This is a genomic window from Amycolatopsis sp. AA4, assembly GCF_002796545.1.
Lineage (GTDB): Bacteria > Actinomycetota > Actinomycetes > Mycobacteriales > Pseudonocardiaceae > Amycolatopsis.
Genome location: NZ_CP024894.1, coordinates 3,772,411 through 3,795,448, shown reverse-complemented (window position 1 = coordinate 3,795,448; position 23,038 = coordinate 3,772,411). Strand labels below are relative to the sequence as shown.

The 23,038-nt window shown below is 70.8% G+C and carries 22 protein-coding genes; 12 read left to right on the top strand and 10 right to left on the bottom strand.

Annotated features, from left to right (window positions below; translation table 11 throughout):
- Window positions 1-8: 8 nt before the first annotated feature.
- Genes CU254_RS17710 through CU254_RS17700 form a run of 3 tightly spaced genes read left to right on the top strand, consistent with a single transcriptional unit; the run spans window position 9 to window position 3,357 of the window.
- A complete protein-coding gene (locus CU254_RS17710) occupies window positions 9-953 on the top strand; it encodes an ABC transporter permease (RefSeq protein ID WP_234392837.1) in 945 nt (314 codons plus the stop codon).
- Window positions 946-1,770 (top strand): ABC transporter permease, encoded by an 825-nt coding sequence (locus CU254_RS17705; protein ID WP_009077993.1) that lies wholly within the window; start codon window positions 946-948, stop codon window positions 1,768-1,770. The genes CU254_RS17710 and CU254_RS17705 overlap by 8 nt, the downstream gene beginning before the upstream one ends.
- A gap of 3 nt (window positions 1,771-1,773) precedes the next feature.
- Window positions 1,774-3,357 carry an ABC transporter ATP-binding protein gene (locus CU254_RS17700; RefSeq protein ID WP_009077991.1) on the top strand — a complete coding sequence of 528 codons (1,584 nt, stop codon included), beginning with the start codon at window positions 1,774-1,776 and terminating at the stop codon, window positions 3,355-3,357.
- A 2-nt stretch (window positions 3,358-3,359) separates the two neighbouring features.
- On the opposite strand, the gene CU254_RS17695 is transcribed toward CU254_RS17700, so the two are convergent.
- Complete coding sequence (locus tag CU254_RS17695; RefSeq protein ID WP_009077989.1) at window positions 3,360-4,331, bottom strand: zinc-binding dehydrogenase; 972 nt, start codon at window positions 4,329-4,331, stop codon at window positions 3,360-3,362.
- Window positions 4,332-4,432: 101 nt separating this feature from the next.
- Between CU254_RS17695 and CU254_RS17690 the strand changes: the two genes are divergently transcribed.
- Window positions 4,433-5,455 (top strand): LLM class flavin-dependent oxidoreductase, encoded by a 1,023-nt coding sequence (locus CU254_RS17690; RefSeq protein WP_009077987.1) that lies wholly within the window; start codon window positions 4,433-4,435, stop codon window positions 5,453-5,455.
- Between the two features lie 909 nt (window positions 5,456-6,364).
- Here CU254_RS17690 and CU254_RS17680 read toward each other — a convergent pair.
- On the bottom strand, window positions 6,365-7,213 hold the full coding sequence (locus CU254_RS17680) for an aminoglycoside phosphotransferase family protein (RefSeq protein WP_100266818.1): 849 nt from the start codon (window positions 7,211-7,213) through the stop codon (window positions 6,365-6,367).
- A gap of 151 nt (window positions 7,214-7,364) precedes the next feature.
- On the opposite strand from CU254_RS17680, the gene CU254_RS17675 reads away from it, so the two are divergent.
- Entirely contained in the window at window positions 7,365-8,480 is a 1,116-nt protein-coding gene (locus tag CU254_RS17675) for an LLM class flavin-dependent oxidoreductase (RefSeq protein ID WP_009077980.1), read from the top strand.
- Between the two features lie 16 nt (window positions 8,481-8,496).
- The gene (locus CU254_RS17670; RefSeq protein ID WP_009077978.1) at window positions 8,497-9,819 is read left to right on the top strand and encodes an NtaA/DmoA family FMN-dependent monooxygenase; all 1,323 of its coding nucleotides are present in this window, start codon (window positions 8,497-8,499) and stop codon (window positions 9,817-9,819) included.
- Here the strand turns inward: CU254_RS17670 and CU254_RS17665 are convergent.
- Genes CU254_RS17665 through CU254_RS17645 form a run of 5 tightly spaced genes read right to left on the bottom strand, consistent with a single transcriptional unit; the run spans window position 9,816 to window position 13,930 of the window.
- Window positions 9,816-10,790, bottom strand: a complete 975-nt coding sequence (locus CU254_RS17665; protein ID WP_009077976.1) for an amidohydrolase family protein — start codon at window positions 10,788-10,790, stop codon at window positions 9,816-9,818. The genes CU254_RS17670 and CU254_RS17665 overlap by 4 nt on opposite strands.
- Before the next feature lie 2 nt (window positions 10,791-10,792).
- Entirely contained in the window at window positions 10,793-11,317 is a 525-nt protein-coding gene (locus tag CU254_RS17660) for a 3-hydroxyanthranilate 3,4-dioxygenase (RefSeq protein WP_037714010.1), read from the bottom strand.
- Complete coding sequence (locus tag CU254_RS17655) at window positions 11,314-11,739, bottom strand: RidA family protein (RefSeq protein ID WP_234392836.1); 426 nt, start codon at window positions 11,737-11,739, stop codon at window positions 11,314-11,316. The genes CU254_RS17660 and CU254_RS17655 overlap by 4 nt, the downstream gene beginning before the upstream one ends.
- Window positions 11,740-11,741: 2 nt before the next feature.
- Window positions 11,742-12,476 carry a 2-keto-4-pentenoate hydratase gene (locus tag CU254_RS17650; protein ID WP_050788211.1) on the bottom strand — a complete coding sequence of 245 codons (735 nt, stop codon included), beginning with the start codon at window positions 12,474-12,476 and terminating at the stop codon, window positions 11,742-11,744.
- Window positions 12,473-13,930 (bottom strand): 2-hydroxymuconic semialdehyde dehydrogenase, encoded by a 1,458-nt coding sequence (locus CU254_RS17645; protein WP_009077971.1) that lies wholly within the window; start codon window positions 13,928-13,930, stop codon window positions 12,473-12,475. The genes CU254_RS17650 and CU254_RS17645 overlap by 4 nt, the downstream gene beginning before the upstream one ends.
- A 155-nt stretch (window positions 13,931-14,085) precedes the next feature.
- On the opposite strand from CU254_RS17645, the gene CU254_RS17640 reads away from it, so the two are divergent.
- The 3 genes from CU254_RS17640 to CU254_RS17630 all read left to right on the top strand — a co-directional run bounded on the left by CU254_RS17640 (window position 14,086) and on the right by CU254_RS17630 (window position 16,596).
- Window positions 14,086-14,922, top strand: a complete 837-nt coding sequence (locus tag CU254_RS17640) for an alpha/beta hydrolase (RefSeq protein ID WP_037714009.1) — start codon at window positions 14,086-14,088, stop codon at window positions 14,920-14,922.
- Between the two features lie 35 nt (window positions 14,923-14,957).
- Window positions 14,958-15,884, top strand: coding sequence for a LysR substrate-binding domain-containing protein (locus tag CU254_RS17635; RefSeq protein WP_037714007.1), 927 nt, complete (start codon window positions 14,958-14,960; stop codon window positions 15,882-15,884).
- A gap of 73 nt (window positions 15,885-15,957) precedes the next feature.
- On the top strand, window positions 15,958-16,596 hold the full coding sequence (locus tag CU254_RS17630) for a cysteine hydrolase family protein (RefSeq protein ID WP_009077965.1): 639 nt from the start codon (window positions 15,958-15,960) through the stop codon (window positions 16,594-16,596).
- Window positions 16,597-16,615: 19 nt separating this feature from the next.
- Here CU254_RS17630 and CU254_RS17625 read toward each other — a convergent pair whose 3' ends face one another.
- The gene (locus CU254_RS17625) at window positions 16,616-17,794 is read right to left on the bottom strand and encodes an FAD-dependent monooxygenase (RefSeq protein WP_009077963.1); all 1,179 of its coding nucleotides are present in this window, start codon (window positions 17,792-17,794) and stop codon (window positions 16,616-16,618) included.
- Between the two features lie 74 nt (window positions 17,795-17,868).
- Here CU254_RS17625 and CU254_RS17620 point away from each other — a divergent pair, with 74 nt between their 5' ends.
- Window positions 17,869-18,432, top strand: a complete 564-nt coding sequence (locus CU254_RS17620; RefSeq protein ID WP_037714000.1) for a TetR/AcrR family transcriptional regulator — start codon at window positions 17,869-17,871, stop codon at window positions 18,430-18,432.
- Between the two features lie 14 nt (window positions 18,433-18,446).
- Here the strand turns inward: CU254_RS17620 and CU254_RS17615 are convergent, their stop codons facing one another.
- Entirely contained in the window at window positions 18,447-19,124 is a 678-nt protein-coding gene (locus CU254_RS17615) for a phosphonatase-like hydrolase (protein WP_009077960.1), read from the bottom strand.
- Window positions 19,121-20,110 (bottom strand): phosphotransacetylase, encoded by a 990-nt coding sequence (locus tag CU254_RS17610; RefSeq protein WP_009077958.1) that lies wholly within the window; start codon window positions 20,108-20,110, stop codon window positions 19,121-19,123. Before CU254_RS17610 ends, CU254_RS17615 begins: the two co-directional genes overlap by 4 nt.
- A 204-nt stretch (window positions 20,111-20,314) precedes the next feature.
- Here CU254_RS17610 and ald point away from each other — a divergent pair, with 204 nt between their 5' ends.
- Both ald and CU254_RS17600 read left to right on the top strand, forming a co-directional pair.
- Window positions 20,315-21,430 (top strand): alanine dehydrogenase, encoded by a 1,116-nt coding sequence (gene ald / locus CU254_RS17605; RefSeq protein ID WP_009077956.1) that lies wholly within the window; start codon window positions 20,315-20,317, stop codon window positions 21,428-21,430.
- A 93-nt stretch (window positions 21,431-21,523) separates the two neighbouring features.
- On the top strand, window positions 21,524-22,987 hold the full coding sequence (locus tag CU254_RS17600) for a PLP-dependent aminotransferase family protein (RefSeq protein ID WP_009077954.1): 1,464 nt from the start codon (window positions 21,524-21,526) through the stop codon (window positions 22,985-22,987).
- The last annotated feature ends 51 nt before the right edge of the window (window positions 22,988-23,038 follow it).

Below are 23,038 nucleotides of genomic sequence, written 5' to 3'. Positions count from 1 at the left end.
GCTTCCCGGTGCTTCGCCGCCTTCTGCAGGCCGTAGTCGTGCTGTGGGCGGCATTCACGCTGTCGTTCGTCATCCTGTACCTGCTGCCCGGCGACGCGGTGTTGACCAAACTCGGCTCGGCCGAGGGCGGGCCCAGCGCGTCGCCGGAGCAGATCGCCGCCCTGCGCGCCGAGTACGGGCTGGACGACCCGGTGCTCGTGCAGTACGGCAAGCATCTGCTCGCCGCGCTGCACGGCGACTTCGGCACCTCAGTGGCGACCGGAGACGACGCGACGCACCAGGTGCTCACCGCGTTGCCGCCGACACTCGCCGTCTCCGGGCTGGCGCTGGTGCTCGCGATCGTCTTCGGCGGCGGGATCGCCGTGCTCGGCACCTTCACCCGCACGCGCTGGGTCAGCCAGCTGCTGCTTTCCCTGCCGCCGCTGGGCACTTCGCTGCCGACGTTCTGGGTCGGGCTGCTGCTGATCCAGCTGTTCTCGTTCCAGCTGCGGCTGTTCCCGGCACTCGGCTCGACCGGCTTCGCGTCGCTGATCCTCCCCGCAGTCACGCTCTCCCTGCCGACCGGCGCGATTATCGGGCAGGTGCTGGCGAAGAGCCTGCGGACGCAGCTCGCCGAGCCGTACATCGAGGTGGTGCGGGCGAAGGGCGCGAGCCGCCGTCGAGTCCACTTCGGACACGCGCTGCGCAACGCCGGACTGCCCGCGCTCACGCTCGTGGGCGTTGTCGCGGGCAATCTGCTGGCCGGTTCGGTGGTGACCGAAACCGTGTTCTCGCGCGACGGTCTCGGCCGGGTGACCGCGGCGGCGGTGACCGCGCAGGACGTGCCGGTGGTGCAGGCGGTGATCGTGCTCGCCGCGTTCTTCTTCGTGGTGCTCAACCTGGTCGTCGACCTCGTGTACCCGCTGCTCGACCCGCGGGTGTCGGTGCGCAAGGAGGTGCCCGCGCATGTCTGAAGCTGTGCTGCCCCAACGATTCCTCGTCCGCCGACCGGGCCTGCTCCTGTCCGGGCTCCTGCTCGCCGCGGTGCTGATCGCCGCTTTCGCACCCACCCTGTTCACCGGCCAAGACCCCATCACCGGTGTCCCGTCCGAACGGCTCCAAGGCCCGTCGCTCGCGCACCTGTTCGGCACCGACGAAACCGGCCGCGACGTGTTCGCCCGCGTCGTGCACGGAGCCGGGCTCTCGCTGCGTGCGACCGTGCTCGCCGTCCTGGTCGCGTTCGCCGCCGGGTCCGCGTTGGGGCTGCTCGCCGGGTTCCGCGGCGGGTGGCTCGACGCTGTCGTGATGCGGATCGTCGACGTCCTTCAGGCGGTCCCGGCGATCCTGCTGTCGCTGGCGCTGGTGACCGCGCTCGGCTTCGGCACCACGAACGTGGCGATCGCCGTCGGAGTCGCGAATCTCGCCGCGTTCGCCCGGCTGATGCGGGCCGAAGTGCTGCGGGTCCGTTCGGGCGTGTTCGTGGAGGCGGCGCGGGCGTCGGGCGTGCGCTGGGCTGGTGTGCTCGGGCGGCATGTGCTGCCCAACGCGCTCGGACCGGTCCTGGTGCTGGCGACGGTGACGGTCGGCACGGCGGTGCTCGAAGTGTCCGCGCTCAGCTTCCTCGGCTTCGGCGCGAGCCCGCCGACGCCGGAGTGGGGCGCGCTCGTGGCCGGCGGACGCAATTTCCTGGCCACCGCTTGGTGGATGACCACGTTCCCGGGCCTGACCGTCGCGGCTGTGGTGCTGGCCGCGAACCGCGTGTCCCGGGCTCTCGACAGCGAACGGAGCTGACAAGTGCTGGAGATCAGCGAGCTGGCGGTCTCGTACCGCACCTCGGGCGGCGTGGTGCCCGCCGTGCGCGACGTGAGCCTGAAGGTGGGAGCGGGCGAGATCGTCGCGGTGGTCGGCGAATCCGGTTCCGGGAAGAGCACCACCGCGCACGCCGCGATCGGGCTGCTCCCCCGCGGCGGACGAGTCCACCATGGACAGATCAGCTTCGACGGACTCGATCTGACCGCATTGTCCGAAAAGGACTGGCGGCGGGTGCGCGGCACCGGGATCGCGCTGGTGCCCCAGGATCCGACGGTGTCGCTCAACCCGGTCCGGCGGATCGGCGAGCAGGTGGCCGAGGTCTTGCTGATCCACCGGCTGGCGGCCCGGAACGAAGCCGCCGAACGCGCGGTGGAACTGCTGCGGAGGGCGGGCGTCGACCGGCCGGAACTGCGGGCGCGGCAGTATCCGCACGAGCTGTCGGGCGGGCTGCGGCAGCGGGTGCTGATCGCCATCGCGCTCGCGGGCCAGCCCCGGCTGATCATCGCCGACGAGCCGACCAGTGCGCTCGACGTGACCGTGCAGAAGGAAATCCTCGACCACCTCGCGGAACTGGCCGCCGACGACGGCACCGCGATTCTGCTCATCACGCACGACCTGGGCGTCGCCGCCGACCGGGCCGGGCGGATCGCCGTGCTGTCCGAGGGACGGCTGGTCGAGGAAGGACCGGCCCGCGAACTCCTCGCCGCCCCGACGCAGGACTACACGCAACGGCTTCTCGCCGCCGCGCCGAGCCTCAGCCGCGAGCCGCTCCGGCCGCGCCGCGCGGAGGGTCCGGAAGTCCTTCTGTCCGTGGATTCGGTCTCGAAGACCTTCGCCTCGTCCCGGGCCGGTTCGGTGCGGGCCGTGGACGACGTGTCGTTCCAGCTCACCCGCGGCCGAACGCTGGCGCTGGTCGGCGAATCCGGCTCCGGCAAGACGACGACCGCCCGCATGGTCGTCGGCCTGGAAACCCCGACCGCGGGCACGGTCCGCTTCGACGGCCAGGACGTCACCCGTCTTCCGGCCGCCGAACTGCGCCGGCTGCGCCGCCGGTTCCAGCTCGTCTACCAGAACCCGTACGCCTCGCTGAACCCGCGGTTCTCCATCGCCGACGTGATCGGCGAACCGCTGCGCGCGTTCCGCGTCAGCGGCCGGGCCGAACGCGTCGCCGAACTCGCCGATCAGGTCGCACTGCCGTCGTCGGTGCTGCGCCGAAAACCGGCCGAGCTGTCCGGCGGCCAGCGGCAGCGCGCGGCGATCGCCCGTGCGCTGGCGCTGCGGCCGGACCTCGTCGTGCTGGACGAGCCGGTGTCCGCTTTGGACGTTTCGGTGCAGGCGCAGATCCTGAACCTGCTCGTGGAGCTGCAGGACGAACTCGGCCTGACGTACCTGTTCATCACCCACGACCTGGCCGTGGTGCGGGAAATCGCCGACCAGGTCGGGGTGATGCGCCAGGGCAAGCTGCTCGAATCCGGCCCCGCCGACGACGTCCTGCTGCGGCCCCGCGAGCAGTACACACGCGACCTGCTGGCCGCGATCCCCGGCGGCGAGCAGGTGCGCGCGTGACGCTAGTTGGCGAGCACCAGCCGTCCGACGGCCTCGCCCGCGTCCATCCGCCGGTGCGCCTCGCGCGCCTCCGCCATCGGCAGGACGGTGACCGGCAGCCGGATGCGGCCGTCGGTGTAGAGCGGCAGCACGGCGTCCGCGGCGGGACGAGCGGGTGCGGGGTCGGCGGCCAGGAACCCGCCCACGTTGAAGCCGACTACGCCGATGTTCTTGCCCCACACGGCGTTCGAGTCGACCATCGGCGCGGTGTCGCTGCCCGCGCTGCCGACCACGAGCATCCGGCCCATCGGCGCGAGCAGGTCCAGCGATGCGATCCGCAGGTCGCCGCCCACGGGGTCGACGATGATCTCGAACCGCTCCTCCCGCAGCCCGCCCAGCTCGCCGGAGAGCACGACCCGGTCGAAGCCGAGCTGTTTCGCCGCCTCGACCTGGTCGGGCCGCCGAACCGTGCCGACGACCTCGCGCGCGCCGAGCAGCCGCGCGACCTCGGGGTACACCGAGGCGAGGCCGCCGAGTGCACCGTGCACCAGCACACAGGCGTCCTTCGGCAACCGCACCGCTTCGGTGAGCGAAAGGTACGCCGTCACCGTGTTCGCCAGACCGGCCACGGCCTGCGCGCGCTCCACGCCGGTGCCCGCCAACGGCACGACGAGAGCGGCGGGTGCGAGCTTGACGTCGGCGTATCCGCCCATTCCGGGCAGCGTGAGCGTGACGACCTCGTCCCCGACCGAGAAGCCGCTGCCCGGTCCGGCCGCGCGGATCGTGCCCGCGACCTCGAGCCCGGGCACCAGCGGCGGCTTCGGCGCGTAGTCGTAATCGGCGAGCGTGCCGCGGCGGATCAGCGCGTCGATCAGCCCGACGGACGCGTGCGAGACCGTGATGGTCACTTCGCCCGGCCCCGGGACGGGCTCGGGCACCTCGATTTCTTCGAGGACCTCGGGACCGCCGTAGCGGGTGATGGACAAAGCGCGCATCGTGCGTACTCCCCAGTGTTCTGCGTGTGTGTCAGCGAGCCGGAACAACCGGGGCCGGTCCGCGGTTATTCCGGCTTAGTTCACCCGAGGAAGGATTCGCCGTGCCGAGCGAAACGCACCCGCTGCGCAAACTGGGTTTCCTGACGATCGGCCTGTTCGACGGCGACGACCCGCGGCCGGGCCACGAATCCACGCTGCGCGTGCTGGAACTCGGCGAGCAGCTCGGGTTCGACAGCGCCTGGGTGCGCCACCGGCACCTGCAGTACGGCATCTCGTCGCCGGTCGCGGTGCTCGCCGCGGCCACCCAGCGCACCAGCCGGATCGAACTGGGCACCGCGGTCATCCCGCTCGGCTGGGAAAACCCGCTGCGGCTGGCCGAAGACCTGGCGACCGTCGACGTCCTGTCCGGCGGACGGCTCAACCCCGGAGTGAGCGTCAGCCCGCCGATGCACTACGAGGACGTGCGCGGCGCGCTGTATCCGGACACCGGCGACCTCGAAAACTTCGGCTACGACCGGGTCTCGCGACTGTTGTCGCTGGTCCGCGGCGAGCCCGCTTCGACGTTCAGCGGCACCGAAGGCATCGAGACATTCTCCGACCGCGTGCAGCCGCATTCGCCGGGTCTCGCGAGCCGCCTGTGGTACGGCGGCGCGAGCACCCGGTCGGCGATCTGGACCGGACAGGCCGGGATGAACTACCTGACCAGCAGCGTCGTCCGGGCCGAGGAAGGCTCGACGGACTTCGAGAAGATCCAGCTGTCGCACGTACGCGCGTTCCGGGCCCACCATCCGGACGGCGCGCGGGCTCGGGTTTCGCAAGGCCTGGTGGTGATTCCGACCGACAACGCCACGGCGGAGCAGCGCGCGAAGTACGAGGATTATGCGGCAAAACGCCTGCCCCGCACGAAAACCCCGCAGGGCCCGGGCGGTCTGCTGTTCTCGCGCGATTACGTCGGCACGTCCGCTGAGCTCGCCGAGCAGCTGTACCGGCACGCCGCCTTCCGCGAGATCGACGAGGTCGCCTTCGCACTGCCGTTCACCTTCGAGCACGAGGATTACGTGCAGATCCTCACCGATCTCGCCACCCGGCTGGGACCGGAGCTGGGCTGGAAACCGGCGGCATGACGGTCCAGCGTTGGCCGGGTGCCGGATTTCACGTCCACAGTGGACATTGCCCGCCCTGCCGGAGACCAGCGCGACGCCCTTTCGTGGGCCCGCGCGGTCCGGGAAGACGCTCCGCCGCCGCCGCGCGCCTTCCTGCGCACCGGGTGGCTCGGCCTCGGCCTGCGCGCCCGCTGTCCCCAGACCGGGTGCTCGGCTGGACGATCGCTTCGGCCACGCCGGACCGGGTCGTCCTCGAAGCACCGTCGCCGCTGATGACGACCCGCAACATCGTGCACCTCGACGCGGCCCGGGTGTACCGGACCACTGAAGTCACCTGCACCCGGTTCCCGGCCCGCCCCTTGTGGGCTTTGGCGGCACCGGTCCACGAACTCGTGATCCCGGCCCGCCTGAGGCTCAGTTCCGCCGCAGGTATGGCATGTCCGGCTCCGAAGTTCCGGTTGCGCGCCGTCCTCGGGAAGCCACTCGGGCACCGGTGGCCGCGTGGAGACCAGGTCTAGCCAGGTGTGGTCGTGAACGGCGCGGACTCGGCACTCGCGCCCGCGACGTCGAGGCAGTGGCTCGCACCCGTTCGTGGTCTCCGCCGCCCAGCCAGGCGGGCCCCTCGGTGGTGCGCGCGGACGTTTCCCCAAGTCGCGCTCGCTGTGGACAACCCGGCTGAAGGGCCCGGGGTTGTCGGTGGGGGCGGATAGACTGGACAAGGGCCGTCCCCCAGAGGAGGGCGGGGGTTTGCGCCGCCGCCGGGCACTGGCAAGGATCACGTGTCCGCGATAGCGCGACACCGCCGCAGCGGCCCGGCGACACGAGGGCCGGCAGCCGACAGCACGACGGTCCCGCAGAATGACTGCACGGGCAGCACGGCAAGGACCGACAGCCCGCCGGGTACTGAGCGGCTGAAAGAAACCCCGAGGGTCAGCCCTCCAACACAGCCTCGATCGTGCGCCGAGCATTCGCCGCCAGCACCGGGTTCGTCTCCCGGTAATACGGCAGCTGGATCAGCGCGATCGACAACGCCCAGCCCCGCCCGCGTTCCCACGTCGCGTCGTCCACCTCCACCGCTGAACGGAACACCTTCCGCTCGGCCGCCGCGAACGTGTTCCACGCCGGGATCACGTCCACCGCCGGATCGCCGATCCCGACCCCGGCGAAGTCCAGCACCGCGCTCAATCCGCCGTCGTCGACGAGCACGTTCCCCGGCGACAGATCCGCGTGCAGCCACACCGGCTCCCCGGCCCATTCCGGTGCCGCGAGCGCCTTCTCCCACGCCGTGACGTACGCCGGATCGCCGCCGAGCTGGGCGATCGCCTCCCGGGTCGGCGCGTCCCGCGTGCGCAGCGGGCGGCCGCGGCTGATCTCCGGCGCGCCGGAAGTATCGAGGCCCCGCAACGCTTTCACGAACGCGCCCAGGTCCCGCGCCACCTGGGCGTCGCCGAACTCCGGGTTGACGCCGGGCAGCCAGCGCAGCACCGACCAGGCCCAGGCGAAACCCTCGCCGGGCCGTCCTTCGGCGAGCACTTCCGGCACCGCGACCGGCAGCCGCGGCGCGAGCCACCGCAGCCAGCGCTGTTCGTGCCCGATCTCAGCGGCCCCGCGCTCCAGCCGCGGCAGCCGCGCCACCAGGTCGTCGCCGAGCCGGAACATCGCGTTTTCCGTCCCCGACGAGGCGACCCGCGAGACCGGCAGCCCGGCCCACTGCGGAAACTGCGCCGCGACGAGGCGACGGACCAGGTCGTCGTCGATATCCGCTTCGTCCGTGTGCATCCGATTCATCGGCATCGAGCAAACCGCGCCGGCGCGACAGCGGGCAACCGGTTTATTCCCGTTCCCGCGGACTGTCCCAGACGCTGGTTACCGTCGCCCGCGCCCCGGTTCCCGCGCCACACTGCTGGCATCCACGGGGAAAGGACGCAGCATGACAGGGCTCACCGGACCACGGCTCGCCGTCGCGCTGGAGGGCGCCGGCTGGCATCCGGCCGCGTGGCGCGAAGCCGACGCCCGCCCGGCCGACCTGCTCACCGCCGGATACTGGACCGAATTGGTCCAGGAAGCCGAAGCCGCGCACCTGGACTTCGTCACCTTCGAGGACTTCCTCTCCCTGCGCGACCCCAGCGAACCGGCCGCCCGGCCCGACCGGGCGCAGACCCGCTTGGACGCCGTGCTGCTCGCCTCGCGGATCGCCCCGCTGACGTCGCACATCGGCCTGATCCCGACCGCCGTCGTCACCCACACGGAGCCGTTCCACCTGTCGAAGGCGATCGCGACGCTCGACTACGTCAGCACCGGCCGCGCCGGGGTCCGCGTGCAGGTTTCCGCCAGCCCGGCGGAGTTCCAGCACTTCGGCCGCCGCACCCCGCCCGAGGTGCCCGAACTGTTCGAGGAAGCCGCCGACTACGTCGAGGTACTGCGCCGATTGTGGGACAGCTGGGAGGACGACGCCGAGATCCGCGACGTCGCGACCGGCCGGTTCATCGACCGCGAGAAACTGCACTACATCGACTTCGAGGGCCGCTGGTTCTCCGTCAAGGGACCGTCCATCACGCCGCGTCCGCCGCAGGGCCAGCCGATTGTCGCCGCCCTCGCGCACGGTCCCGACGCCTACCGCCTCGCCGCGCGTCAGGCCGACGTCGTGTACGTGACCCCGAACGACCGTGCGCACGCCGCGTCGATCATTGACGAAATCGGTGCGCCCCTTCAGGTTTTCGCCGACCTCGTAGTGTTCCTCGGCGAAACCGAGCAGGCCGCGGCCGACCGCAAAGCCCGCCTGGACGACCGCGCCGAGTTCTCCTCGGACGCCCACGTCTTCACCGGCACCCCGGCCCAGCTGGCCGACCTTCTGCTCGACTGGCACGCCGCCGGTCTGACCGGGTTCCGGCTGCGCCCCGGCGCCCTGCCGCACGATCTGACCGCGATCACCCGCGCGCTGGTCCCCGAACTGCGCGACCGAGGCGCCTTCCGCACCGGATACGAGGCCTCGACCCTGCGCGGGCTGCTCGGCCTGCCGCGCCCGGCCAACCGCTACGCCGCCTGAGTCCCGGGAGATTTCCATGACTGCCAAGCAAATCCACCTCGCCGCGCACTTCCCCGGGGTCAACAACACCACCGTGTGGAGCGATCCCGAAGCGGGCAGCCACATCGAGTTCAGCTCGTTCGTCAAGCTGGCCCAGACGGCCGAACGCGCGAAGTTCGACTTCTTCTTCCTCGCCGAAGGCCTGCGGCTGCGGGAACAGGGCGGCGAAATCTACGACCTCGACGTCGTCGGCCGTCCGGACACCTTCACCGTGCTGTCCGCGCTGGCCGCCGTCACCGACCGGCTGGGCCTGGCCGGCACCATCAACTCCACCTTCAACGAACCGTTCGAGGTGGCCCGGCAGTTCGCCTCCCTGGACCACCTGTCGGCGGGCCGTGCCGCGTGGAACGTCGTCACGTCCTGGGACGCCTTCACCGGCGAGAACTTCCGCCGCGGCGGCTTCCTGCCGCAAGACCAGCGCTACTCCCGCGCCGAAACCTTCCTGCGCACGGCGTGGGAACTCTTCGACTCCTGGCGTGGCGACGAACTGGTGGCGGACAAGGAATCCGGCCGCTTCCTGACCGACGGCGGCCACTTCGCGCACCGCGACGCCCACTTCGACATCTCCGGCCGCTTCCCGGTCCCGCGCAGCCCGCAGGGCCGCCCGGTCACCATCCAGGCCGGGGACTCCGAAGAGGGCCGCGAGTTCGCCGCCGCGACCGCCGACGCCATCTTCACCCGGCACGGCACCCTCGAAGCAGGCCAGGCGTTCTACTCCGACGTCAAGGGCCGCCTCGCCAAATACGGCCGCTCCCCGCACGAACTGGTCATCCTGCCCGCCGCCACCTTCGTCCTCGGCGACACCGACGCCGAAGCGCACGAAATCGCGCACGAGGTCCGGTTGCAGCAGGTCAGCGAGCAGACCGCGATCAAGTTCCTGGAACAGCTCTGGAACACCGACCTCAGCGACCACGACCCGAACGGCCCGCTGCCGTCGTTCGACCCGGTGGTCGGCGACCTGATCTCGAAGGGCCGCGCGTCCGTCCGCATGCACCGCGACCCGGTCGCGACCGCGCACGAATGGCGGCAGCTGGCGGAAGCGAAGCACCTGTCGAGCCGGGAACTGATCATCGAGGTCACCGGACGGCAGAACTTCATCGGCTCCGCCGAGACCGTCGCGTCCGCCATGAACGACCTCGTCCAGGCCGACGCGTCGGACGGCTTCATCCTGGTCCCGCACGTGACGCCGGGCGGGCTGGACCGGTTCGCCGACGAGGTGGTGCCGCGGCTGCAGGAACGCGGGGTGTTCCGGGAGGACTACCGCGGGCCTACTTTGCGGGACCACCTCGGCCTGAACTAGCCCAGGAACCGCTTCGCGTTCCCCCGCAACAACAACTCCCGCGAAGCGTCATCAAGGAACTCCGCCCGCCGCACCACCCCGCCGGCGGGCCGTTCCCCCAGCGGATACGGATAATCGCTCCCCACCATCACCTGCTCCACTCCCAGCGTATCCACCAGATTCCGCAGCGCCGCCTCGGCGAACACCACCGAATCCACGCTGAACCGCCCCACGTACTCCGACGGCGGTTTCTCCGAGGTGGCGATGACGTCCGCCCGCTGGTGCCACGCGTTCTCCAGCCGTCCCAGCCAGAACGCGAACGACCCGCCCCCGTGGGCGAAACAGATCCGCAAGCTCGGCGGCACGCGGTCGAACACGCCGCCGAGGATCATCGCGATGATCGACAGGTGCGTCTCCGCGGGCATCCCGGTCAGCCACCGCGCCATCCAGCGGTCCAGCCGCGGCGCGAGCGGCATGTCCCACGGGTGCACGAAGACCGGGACGCCGAGCGACGCCGCGTGCTGCAGGAACGTCACCACGCCCGCGTCGTCGAGGTCGCGGTCGCCGACGTGGTTGCCGACCTCCACGCCCCGGTGCCCGGCCGCGACCGCGCGGTCGAGTTCGCGGCAAGCCGCGTCGGTGTCCTGCAGCGGAACCTGGCAGAACGGGATCAGCCGGTCCGGCGCGGGCGCGCAGATCTCCAGCGCCAGGTCGTTGAAGACCCGCGCGATCTTCTCGCCCTGGCCCGGGCTGGTTTCGTAGCCGAAGAACACCGGCGTCGGCGAGACGACCTGCGCCTCGATCCCGTCGGCGTCCATGTCGCGCAGCCGGACGGACGCGTCCCAGCAGTCGGACCGGATCCGGCGGAACTCCTCCGAACCGACCATGATCACGGCCTCGCGTTCGGTTTCCGCGCGCAGCCACGGCATTCCCTCGCCGAGGTCGGGCCAGCCGTGCGGAACGAAATGGCTGTGGACGTCGATCGCGCGCACGCTCAGCCCTTCCCGGGATGCAGCGTGCCGCAGGCCCCGCAGGTGCGGGCTTCCTCGGACGAGTAGAACTGCTCGAACACCGGCGGCAGGTCGTCGACGATGTCGCGCACCTGCAGTTCCACCTCGTGCACCTTCGCGTCGCACTCCAGGCAGAACCACACGAACTTCTCGAGCGTCCCCTCCTCGCGGATGCGCTCGATCACGATCCCGATCGAGCCCTCCTGCGGACGCTGCGGCGAATGGTGCACGTTCCGCGGCAGCATCCACATCTCGCCCTCGCGGATGTCGACCCGCTGCGGGCCGTCCTCGGTCATCAGGTTGACGTGCATGTCGCCCTTGTACTGGTAGAACCACTCCTCGTACGGGTCGAGGTGGTAGTCGGTGCGCTGGTTCGGCCCGCCGACCACCTGCACGATGAAATCGCCCATCGGGGCCCACATCTGCTTGTTGTTGACCGGCGGCTTCAGCTCGTCCTCGTGGTCGGCGATCCACTGGGCGAAGTCGAACACGGGCGGGATGGCGGTCATCGTTCCTCCTTGCCGGGGATCCGGGCGATCGCCTGGATCTCGATGAGCAGATGCGGATGCGGCAGCTGGTGCACCGCGACGGTCGTGCGGGCCGGGCCGTTCTCGTCGAAGAACTCGCCGTAGACCTCGTTGTAGCCGCCGAAATCGTTCATGTTCACCAGGAACACGGTCAGCTGCGCGAGGTCTTCGAGCCCCGCGCCGGCCGCGGCCAGGATGTCGCGGATGTTCTCGAGCACGGCGCGGGTCTGCGCCCGGATGTCCAAAGCGGTCACGCCGAACTCGTCGGCCTCCGCGCCGGCGAACGTGTTGTCCGGCCGCCTGCTGCTGGTGCCGGAGACGAAAACCAGGTCCCCGACGACCTTGACGTGCGGGAACCGCCCGCGCGGCGTCGCCTTCCCGGCGACGACATGGGCTTGCGCCACGCTCATCCCTCCTTGGTGCGAACCGAAACCGAGCCCAGCCCGGCGACCCGGGCCTCGACGTGCGTCCCGGCTTTCAGCGCGACGGCCGCGGTCGCGGCACCGGCCAGCAGCACCGACCCTTCGCCCAGCCGATGTCCGTACGCCGCCGCCATCCGCTGTGCGGCGGGAAGCGCGCGCAGCGGGTCGCCGAGGATGTCCGCCGTCGATCCGCTCGCGACGACCTCGCCGTCGAAGAGCAGGTCGACGGCCAGCGCGGCCAGCTGGTCGATCCGCGTCCACGGCCCGATCACGAACGCCGACGCCGAGGTGTTGTCCGCGACCACGTCGGCCAGGCTGAACTTGAAATCGCGGTACCGGCTGTCGATGATCTCCAGCGCGGGCGCGACGGCCGCCGGCTCGCCGTCCGGGCCGAGCCGGAACGCGACCTCGGGCTCGACCCGCGGATGCACGCCGCGGCTCACGTCGAAGGTCCCGCCGTCCTCGATCCGCATGCGGTCGGTCAGCGAGCCGATGATCACGTCCGAGACGCCCATCTGCTCGGCCTTCGCCTTGCTCGTGAAGCCCAGTTTGACCCCGGCCACCGTCTCGCCGCGCCCTTCGCGCAGCGCGATTCCCGCGTGCTGCACGGCGTACGCGGTGTCCAGGCTCATCGGTCCATCGCTGGTGAGCTGCGGAATCGCCTGCCCGGTGGCGGTCGCGCGGTCCAGCAGTTCGGCGCGTTCCTCGACGGTGGTCACAGCTGCACGCACACATTCGTCGGCTGGGTGTAGAAGTGCATCGAGTGCAGGCCGCCCTCCCGGCCGATGCCGGAAAGCCCGACGCCGCCGAACGGCGAGCGGAGATCTCTGAGATACCAGGTGTTGACCCAGGCCATCCCAACCCGCATCTGCTGTGCGACGCGGTGGCCGCGCTCCAGGTTCGTCGTCCACACCGCGGCGGCGAGCCCGTAGTCGGTGTCGTTCGCCAGCCGGACCGCTTCCTCCTCGGTGTCGAACGGGATCAGCGCCGCGACCGGCCCGAAAACCTCCTCGCGCACGACCCGCGCGGAGTTGTCGAGCCCGGTCCACAACGTCGGTTCGATCCACGATCCGCCCGCGAGATCCGGCCCGAGTTCCGGCACCGAACCGCCCGTCAGCACCGTCGCTCCCTCGGCCACCGCGAGGTCCAAATAGGACTGGACTTTCTTGCGGTGCTGTTGGGAGATCAACGGCCCCGTCGTGGTGTCCGGATCGTCCGGCCGTCCCAGCCGCAACGCTTTCGCACGCTCGGCAAGCCCGTTCGCGACCGCGTCGAAGACGGATCGCTCGACATAGACCCGCTCCGTGCACAGGCATACCTGGCCGGTGTTCAAGAAAACTGAGCGAGCGAGGCCGTCGAGGGTCTTCTCGAGGTCGCAGTCCGCGAACACCACCGCCGCGTTCTTTCCGCCCAGCTCAAAGGAAACCGGCCGGACTGACGGAGCGACCGCGCGCATGATGGCCGAGCCGGTCCGGGATTCGCCGGTGAACGTCACGCCGTCGATGCCGCGGTGGGCGGTGAGGTACTCCCCGGCGGAGTCCGGCCCGAAGCCGTGAACGACGTTATACACCCCGTCCGGCGCACCCGCCTCCGCGATCACCTCGGCGAGCAGCGTCGCGGTCGACGGCGTTTCCTCGGACGGCTTGACCACCACCGCGTTGCCGCACGCGAGCGCGGGCGCGACCTTCCAGGTCAACAGCAGCAGCGGCAGGTTCCACGGCACGATCACCGCGACCACGCCCAGCGGCTTCGGCACCGCGTAGTTCAGCGCTTTCCGGCCGTTGGGCAGATCGGTCAGGAACGAATCGAGACCGGCCGCCGCGACCGTGTCCGCGAACGAACGGAAGTTCGCCGCCGCCCGCGCCACATCCAGGTCGCGCGCCAGCTGCTCCGGCTTGCCGGTGTCGCGGACCTCCGCGGCGACGAAGTCCTCGAAGCGCTCCTCGATCCGGTCGGCGATCCGGCGCAGCAAGGCGGTGCGCTCGGCGACCGAAGCGCGCCCCCACGGCCCGTCCAGCGCGGCGCGCGCGGCCGCCACCGCGGCGTCGACCACGTCCGGCCCCGCCTCGTGGACGTGCGCGACGAGCGACCCGTCGACCGGATCGATCTTCTCGAAGGTGCGCCGCCCGGCGACCCGGGTCCCGCCGACGACGTTGTGGAGTTCCGCAGCCATGAAACTGACCGTAGGGACGTCCGGAATGCCTGGCCAATGCTCTTTGCCGCCGCTCCCATAGCCGGCTGGACATGCCTTGGCCATGCCTCGGCGGGCATAGCCTCGGCCAGAATGAGCATTGGCCAGGCATGGCAGCAGCGGCGAAGGATGACCGCGTGAGCGATCCGAACGTCGATCGGGACTACAGCGCGCAGGCCACGGTGACCGAGGCCGAGTTCGAAGCCGCGATGGCCCGCTACCGCTCCGCCTCCGAATCCGCCACCGCCGGTCTGGACGGCGTCGCTGACCTGGCCTTCGACCCGCACAGCGACGAACGGCTGGATGTCTGGGGCATCGCCCCCGGACAGCTGCGCCCCGTCGTCCTCGCCGTCCACGGCGGCTACTGGCGGATGCTCTCGCGCCACGACACCGCGTTTCCGGCCCGGGTGCTGGCCGACGCCGGAATCGCGAGCGTCGTACCCGACTACACGCTCGCTCCCGCCGCACCGCTGGACGAGATCGTGCGCCAGGTCCGCGCCGCCGTCGCCTGGGTGTATCAGCACGGCACCGAGCACGGCCTCGATCCGGAGCGCATCCACGTCGTCGGCAGCTCAGCCGGTGGGCACCTCGCCGCGATGACCGCCGTCGCCGAATGGCAGCACGCCGCCGGATTGCCCGCGGACGTCGTCAAGGGCGCGATGACGATCAGCGGCCTCTTCGACCTTCGCCCGCTCGTCAGCTCGTTCGCCAACGCGTGGCTGAACCTGGACACCCCGCGCGCGGAAGCCCTCAGCCCGATCTTGCTGCCGCCCGGCCGCGCGCCGCTCCACGTAGCGGTCGCCGAACACGAAGCCGCGGGATTCCACCGGCAGAGCAAGGCTTTCCACGCGCACTGGCCCGGCTCCAGTTCGCTGACCGAGGTGCCCGGCCGCAACCACTTCGACGTCTTCCTCGACCTGGCCGACCCGCACTCGGCGCTCAGCCGGGCCCTGGTCCGGCTCGCCCGCTCGTGACGACGGAAGCCGCTCCGGACAGTAATGTCGCCGGAATGGAGATGCCCCGCCTGCTCGACGGCCGGCTCAAGCTCAGGCACCTCGTTCTGGTGGACACCCTCACCGAGCAGGGCAGTGTCGTGGGCGCCGCCGCCGCGCTGCACGTCACGCAGCCGGTCGTCACGCGCGGACTGCACGACCTCGAAGCCATCCTCGGCGTGCCGCTTTACGAACGCGGGCCGCGCGGGATCACGCCGACCGAATTCGGGACCGCGTTCACCGAACACGCGCGCGCCGTGCTCGCCCAGCTGACCCATGCCGCGCGACACGTCGTGGAAATCGCCGACGCGACGCGCGGCCGAGTCGTCGCCGGCATCCACCTCGCGGGCTCGAACCTGTTGCTGCCGCGGGCGATCGCGCACCTGAAGGAAGATCACCCGCTGGTCACCGTCGTCGTCCGGGAGGGCACGCCGGAGTCGCTGCTCGTGGAGCTGACCGCGGGCCGGGTGGACGTGATCGTCGGCAGGCTGAGCGGCCCCGGCACGGAAGGCACGCGACGGCGGGCGCTGTACCAGGAGTCGATCCGGGTGGTCGCCGGCGCGCACCACCCGCTCGCCGCGCGCGAGAACGTGTCGCTGGAGGATCTCGCGGAGTTCCCGTGGATCGTGCCCGGCACCGAGACGATGCTGCGCCAGGAACTGGAAAGCCTCTTCGCCCAGCACGGCCTCGACCTGCCCGCCAACCGCGTCGAGGCGACGTCGTTCCTCACCGTGCGGCAGCTGCTCACCGAAACCGCGATGGTCGCCGCGCTCCCCGGTCTGCTCGGGATGGACGACCCGCGGCTGGTCACGCTGCCGACGCCGCTGGAGAACATCGGGCACAGCGTCGGCCTGACGCTCGCCGCCGGACGCCGGCTGAACCCGGCCACCCAGGCGCTGATCGAATCCCTGCACACCGTCGCCGCGCAGATCGAAGACGCCTGACGCCTCTCTGCCGTTTTCTTGACGACCGACGACAAACCGTGATACTTCATGGACCTCCGCGGAGGGAGCTTCCATGGGTTACCGCTTGTCCACTGTCGATCCGGCCCGCACCGCGCTGGTCGTCATCGACATGCAGCACGATTTCCTGGCCCCCGGCGCCCCGCTGGAATCCCCGGCCGGACGCGCCATGATCCCCACCCTCAACGACACCGTCCGGTTCTGCCGCGACGCCGGCATCCCGGTGTTCTTCACCGCGCACGTCCACCGCCCCGACGGCTCCGACATGGGCCGGTTCGCCGACCTGTACCCGCCGATCGCGGCCGGCGCCGCGCTCATCGAGGGCACGCCCGGCGCGGCGCTGTATTCCGAAGTGGACCGCCGCCCGGACGAACCGCTGATCCTCAAGCACCGCTACAGCGCCTTCTACGGCACCGATTTCGAAATGCAGCTTCGCGGACGCGGTGTGGACACCCTGGTCGCCACCGGAGTGACCACCGAGGACTGCGTCCACGCCACCATCCGCGACGCGATGTTCCGCGACTTCCGCACCGCGGTCCTGTCCGACGCGTGCGCGACCTACGACCATCCCGACCTGGGCCACGGCGCGATGTCCGCCGCGGAGGTGCACGCGGCCACGCTGGTCGTGCTCGCTCAGTCCACTGCGGACGTGCTGACGAGCGCGGAATTCACCGCCCTCGCCACGAAACCCTGACCCCACCCGCGGAGGCGCGTTACGACGACTCCGCACGCGCCGGCGAGGCCGCCGCCAAAGACACCGCGTCGTGCGCGTGGATCCACTCCAGCGTCTCGCCGATCCGCCCCAGCGCGAGGTCCCGCGCGTCCGCCGCCGGACCGTCCGGCAGATGCAGCAACGCGTTCGCCACCCAAGAACTCCGCTGGACCGCCCGGGTCCGCGGCCGCCGAAGCTTCTCGTACCGGGCGAGCGCCGCCTCGCGGGAATCCCGCGCGAGGCATTCGGCAAGCGTCACCGCGTCCTCGATTGTCTGGTTCGCGCCCTGCCCGTGGTGCGGCAGCATCGCGTGCGCGGCATCGCCGAGCAACACCACTCCGCCGCGATGCCAGCGGTTGAGCGGATACTGGCCGAACAATCCCCATCGCTGAGGCAACGTCGTCGCGCCGACCATCTCGCGCACCGCCGGATGCCAGCCCTCAAAGGCGGCGGCGATGCGCTCCCGGGGAAAGTCCTCGGTCCACGACTCCCCCTCCCAGGCCGCCGGTTCGTCCAGCACGGCAAGGAAATTCACCACCGACCCGTCGCCGATCGGGTAGTGCAGCAGATGCCCGCCCGGCCCCATCCAGAACTGGATCGCCCCCGCGTCCGGCAGCGACGGCAGCTGTTCCACCGGCACCAGCCCGCGAAACCCGCTGGCCCCCGAGTACCGGGCGCGCGGCGTGTCGTCCACCCACGCGCGAACCGTCGAATGCACCCCGTCCGCGCCCACCACCACGTCCGCGGTTTCGCTTGTCCCGTCGGCGAACTCGAGCCGGTACCGCGCCCCGTCCGCGACCACCCCGGTCACCCGCCGGCCAAGACGGACCTTGCCCCACGCGCCAGCGAGGATCCGCTGCAAATCCGCCCGATGCACCCCGAGATACGGCCCGGCGAACCGTTCCTCGTAAGCATCGCCGACCGGATACGCGACCACCCGGTGCCCGCCCCGCCAATGCCGGTACACCAGCTCCGTCGGCACGGCGGAACACGCGGCCAGCTCGTCCCGCAACCCCAGCCGTTCGAGGACCCGGGACCCGTTGGCGGCCAACGCCACCGCCGCCCCGACTTCCCGCAGCTCGGCCGACCGCTCGTACACCTCCGCGCCGATCCCGCGCTCCCGCAACGCGAGCGCGAGCGTCAGCCCGCCGATCCCGCCGCCGACGATCGCCACCGTCATGAGCCCCTCCTCACCCTGTGTACCGATCGGTACACGATTGGACGGTACGACGTACCGATCGGTACAGTCAAGGGGTGGACTCCGGAACCGGCCGCCGCGCCGAACTGCTGCAGCAAGCCGTGGACTACCTGGCGACGCACGGCCTCGCGGACCTGTCGCTGGCCCCGATGGGCGAGGCGCTGGGGACGAGCAAACGGATGCTGCTGTACTACTTCGGCAGCCGGGAAAACCTGATCACCGAGGCGCTGGCCGCGAGCCGCCCGGACGTCACCGAACTGTTCCACTCGGTGCACGACGAGAAATCCCTCGAGGCCGCGGCGCACGCCCTGTGGCACGCGATCACCCGAGGCCGCCAGCAACGGCCGATCCACATCCTTTTCCAGGTGCTGGCTCTGGCCCCGACCCAGCCGGAGCGATACCTGACGGTCGCGAGGGAAGCGATCACGGCGATGGTGGACCCGCTGGTGCCGGTGTACCGAAAACTGGGCTACCCGGAACCCGAGGCAGCCGCCCGGGCGAGCCTGCTGATCTCAGGCCTGCGGGGCCTGTGCCTGGACCGCATCGTGACGGGGGACGAGGAGAGGATCGAGATCGCGGCACGGGCGTTGATCGCTACTGCGGTGGCTCCTCCCGGCTGACCGGCAATGCCGTGCTAGTGCTCAAGAATCGCCGGCAACTCCGCCACCGATCCCAGCACATGCGTAGCCCCGTGCGCCCGCAAAGTCGCCTCGTCATGCGCCCCAGTAAGCACCCCAGCCGCCACTGACGCCCCCGCCCGGCGGCCGGTCAGCATGTCGAACCCGGTGTCCCCCGCCACCGCGACCGCGCGCACGTCCGTGATTCCCAAGCGCAGCACCGCGGTCAGCACCATGTCCGGGAACGGGCGGCCCCGCCCTCCCGCGTCCGCCGGGCACACCACCAGATCCGCCAGCTCCGTCCACCCGAGCCGCCGCAGCAACGCGTCCCTCGTCCGGGCCGAGAAACCCGTGCTCAGGCACACCCGACGCCCCTGTGCCCGCAGCTTGTCGATCGCCTCCTCCGCACCGGGAAGAGGCGCGGCGACCTCAATGGCCTGCGCAGCGAAAGCCTTCTCGAAAACCCGATTCGCCTTCTCCGCCACACCATCCGCGGGAAAAAGCGCCCGGAAGACCTCGATCTTCGACTGCCCCATAGTGTCGCGAACGTAGGCGTCCACGTCCTCGCGCTCCGGCGAATCCGCGGGCACCCCGACCGCCTCCAGGGCCGCCGAGAAGGCCGCCTCGACCGCGCCGTCGTCTCGGACCGTCGTGCCTGCCATGTCCAGCACGACCAGCTCCACCGCTCGCGTCATCGAACCCCCTCCACTTCCCGCCCGGTCACCGCGTGCACCGCGCTGATCAGGGCCATCGTCTCGATGTCGGCCGCGCTGCAGCCGCGCGACAGGTCGTGCAGCGGCGCCGCGACGCCTTGCAGAATCGGGCCCAGCGCGGTCGCCCCGCCGAGCCGTTCGGCGATCTTGTACGCGATGTTCCCCGCGTCAAGATTGGGGAACACCAAGACATTCGCCCGCCCGGCGACAGTCGACCGCGGTGCCTTCGCCACCCCGACCGCATCCACCACAGCGGCGTCGAATTGCAATTCCCCGTCCACAGCCACGCCCGGCAGCCGTTCCCGCACCAGCGAAGTCGCCTCGCGAACCTTGTCCACCGCGGAATGCTTGGCACTGCCTTGCGTACTAAAGGAAAGCATCGCCACGACGGGCTCGGTCCCAGTCAGCGCGCGGTGCGTGGAAGCCGCGCCGACCGCGATGTCGGCCAGCGCATTCGCGTCCGGCTCGGGGACCACTGCGCAGTCGGCGAAAGTGAGCGATCGGCCGTCCTGCAACAACATCAGGAAGCAACTGCTCAGCGTCCGCACCCCAGGAGCGAGGCCGACAATCCGCAGGCCAGCCCGGAGCACATCGGACGTCGGCCGCGTCGCCCCGGCCAGGCACGCGTCCACCCGGCCCAGCGCGAGAAGCGCGGCGGAGAGGGCGACCGGATCGGTGCGAACGTTCTCCACCCGGTCCGGAAACGCCGTAGCCAACCGCGCGAGGACAGCGTCGTCAGCGGCCAGAACCGCAGTGTCCAAAGTGGGCGGCACCGCAACGCCAAGCTCTCCTGCCACTGCAGCGATCTCCGCGGACGAACCAACGAGGACCGGCTCGACCACGCCGCGGTCGACCAGATGCGCGGCCGCGGTGACAGCGCGCGGATCGGCGCCGTCGGCGAGGGCGATCCGCGGGCGGGCGTCGCCGACGCGTTCCCGCCAGGTCTCGGCCAATGGGGCCATGGTCATCTCGCAAACTCCCTCGCGGACGGCAGTGCTCCCCGAGCAGGATCTCGGCACCTGGCCCCAGGGGACAGAGCCAGAACAGTGCCCGTTGACGGGTCCAGAACGAAGAAGATCTGGACCCGTCGACCGAGCGGTTTCTGGCACTTTCGCGGTGGCCAGCCGTCCCGCACTCTCGACCGCACCACACACGGCAGATGGGAGCAGGCGATGAAGATCGGTGTGCCTCGCGAGGTCAAGAACCACGAATACCGGGTGGCGGCGACGCCGGCCGGAGTACACGAGTTCACCTCGGCCGGCCACGAGGTCTTCGTGGAACGCGGCGCGGGCGAAGGCTCGTCCATCCGCGACGAGGACTACACGGCCGCCGGCGCGAAGCTGCTCGACCACGCGGACGACGTGTGGGGCACCGCGGACCTCGTGCTGAAGGTCAAGGAGCCGGTCGCCGAGGAGTACCACCGGCTGCGTTCCGACCAGCTGCTGTTCACCTACCTGCACCTCGCCGCGAGCGAGCCCTGCACGAAGGCCCTGCTCGACGCGGGCACCACGTCGGTGGCGTACGAAACGGTCCAGCTGCCGAACGGCTCCCTTCCGCTGCTGTTCCCGATGAGCGAGGTAGCCGGACGGCTGGCCCCGCAGGTCGGCGCGCAGACGCTGATGCGCGTCAACGGCGGGCGCGGCGTGCTGATCGGCGGCGTCTCGGGCGTGCCGCCGGCCCGCGTGGTCGTGCTGGGCGCGGGCGTCGCCGGGATGAACGCGGTCGCGGTCGCGGCCGGGACCTGGGGCGACGTCGTGCTGTTCGACAAGAACGTCGACAAGCTCCGCGCCGCCGACCGGATGTACCAGGGCCGGATCCGCACCGCCGCGGCGAACTCGTTCGCGATCGAGCAGGCGGTGCTGGAGGCCGACCTGGTCATCGGCGCGGTGCTCGTCCCGGGCGCGAAGGCCCCGAGCCTGGTGTCCAACGAGACGGTGTCGCGGATGAAGCCGGGCAGCGTGCTCGTGGACATCTCGATCGACCAGGGCGGCTGCTTCGAGGACTCGCGCCCGACGACCCACGCCGACCCGACCTTCCGGGTGCACGAATCGGTGTTCTACTGCGTGGCCAACATGCCGGGCGCGGTCCCGCACACCTCCACGCACGCGCTCACCAACGTCACGCTCCCCTACGCGCTGGAGATCGCGAACAAGGGCCTCCGCACCGCGGTGCAGGACACGCCCGAACTGCGGGGCGGCGTGAACACGGTGGCCGGGGCGCTGACCTACGAGCCGGTCGCCCGGGCGCACGGCCTGGACTTCACCGACGTCGCCGACGCGCTGGCCTGAGCCGCCCCGGCGTGGCGCGGGGTGGGAAAACCGACCGCCGCGAGTTACGTTTCAGCCCACCCCGCTGCACGCCGGCCACTTGGGAGAGCGCAGTTGCCCCGCACGTTGATCGAGATCGACCGCTCGTCGGACGAACCGCTGTACCGCCAGGTCCGGCGGGCGATCGAGCACGGGATCGCCATCGGCACGTTCGACCCGGCCCGCCGGCTGCCCAGCTCGCGGGAACTGGCCGTCGAACTGGGCGTTTCCCGCAACACGATCAACCTCGCCTACCAGGAGCTGGTCGCCGAGGGGTACGTGGAAAGCCGCGAGCGCAGCGGACTGTTCGTCAACGGCGAGATGCGCCCGCACTGCGCGGTCGAGGCGCGGGACACAGAATCGCGGATCGACTGGGCCGGCCGCGTCCGCCGGTTCCCGGACGCCGAGGTCGCCCACATCGAGAAGCGCACCGACTGGGCGAGCTATCCGTACCCGTTCCTCGCCGGGCAGGTCGACATCACCGCGTTCCCGGCCCGGTCCTGGACGCGCTGCCTCCGCGACGCCCTCTACCGGCCGCACGTCTTCCACAGCCTCCAGGACAGCGTCGGCTCCGACGACCCGATGCTGGTCGAGATGGTCTGCCGCCAGCTGCTCACCACCCGCGGCATCGAAGCGGACCCGGACGAAGTGCTCATCACCGTCGGCTCGCAGCAGGGCCTCGACCTGCTCGGCCGCGTGCTGCTCGGCCCGGACCAGGTCGTGGCCATCGAAAACCCCGGATACCTCGACGCGCGGCACATTTTCCTCCGCACCGGCGCCCGCGTGACCGGGATCGACGTCGACTCCCGCGGCCTGCAACCGCCGGAATCGCTCGACGGCATCGACCTCCTCTACCTCACCCCGAGCCACCAGCACCCGACCAACGCGACCCTCAGCATCGGCCGCCGCCGCCAGCTCCTCGCCCAGGCCGCCGCCTCCGGCACCGTAGTGGTCGAAGACGACTACGACAGCGAATTCCGCTACCAAGGCAGCCCCACCCCGGCGTTGAAAGCCCTCGACAACACCGGCGACGCCGTCTACCTCGGCACGTTTTCCAAATTCCTCTCCCCCGGCCTGCGCCTCGGCTACCTGGTCGGGCCGCGGGAACTGGTGCGCGCGCTGCGCGAGGCCCGCCGCTACGTCCTGCGCCACCCGCCCGGCCAGCTGCAGCGGGCGCTGGCGCTGCTCATCGAAAGCGGCGAGTACCACCGCTCGCTGCGCCGCTACCGCACGAAGCTGATGCGCAAGTGGACCGCCACCACCGCCGCGGTCACCGAGTACCTGCCGTGGACGCAAGGCCCGTACCCGCCCGGCGGCGTCAGCCTGTGGATGTCCGGACCGTCCGAACTGGACTGCCGGGTCCTGGTGGAACGCGCGGAAGAACTGGGTGTGCTCATCGAACCCGGCGACATCTTCTTCCTCGGCGACGACCCGCCGCGCAACCACTTCCGCATCGGGTTCTCCGCCACCCCGCCGTCCGCGATCGACCCGGGCATCCGGCTGCTCGGCGACCTCTGCCGGGAACTGCTGGACAGCTGACCGGACCCGCGCTGGACCCATGCGCGGATCGCTTTCTGGACCTGTTCGCGG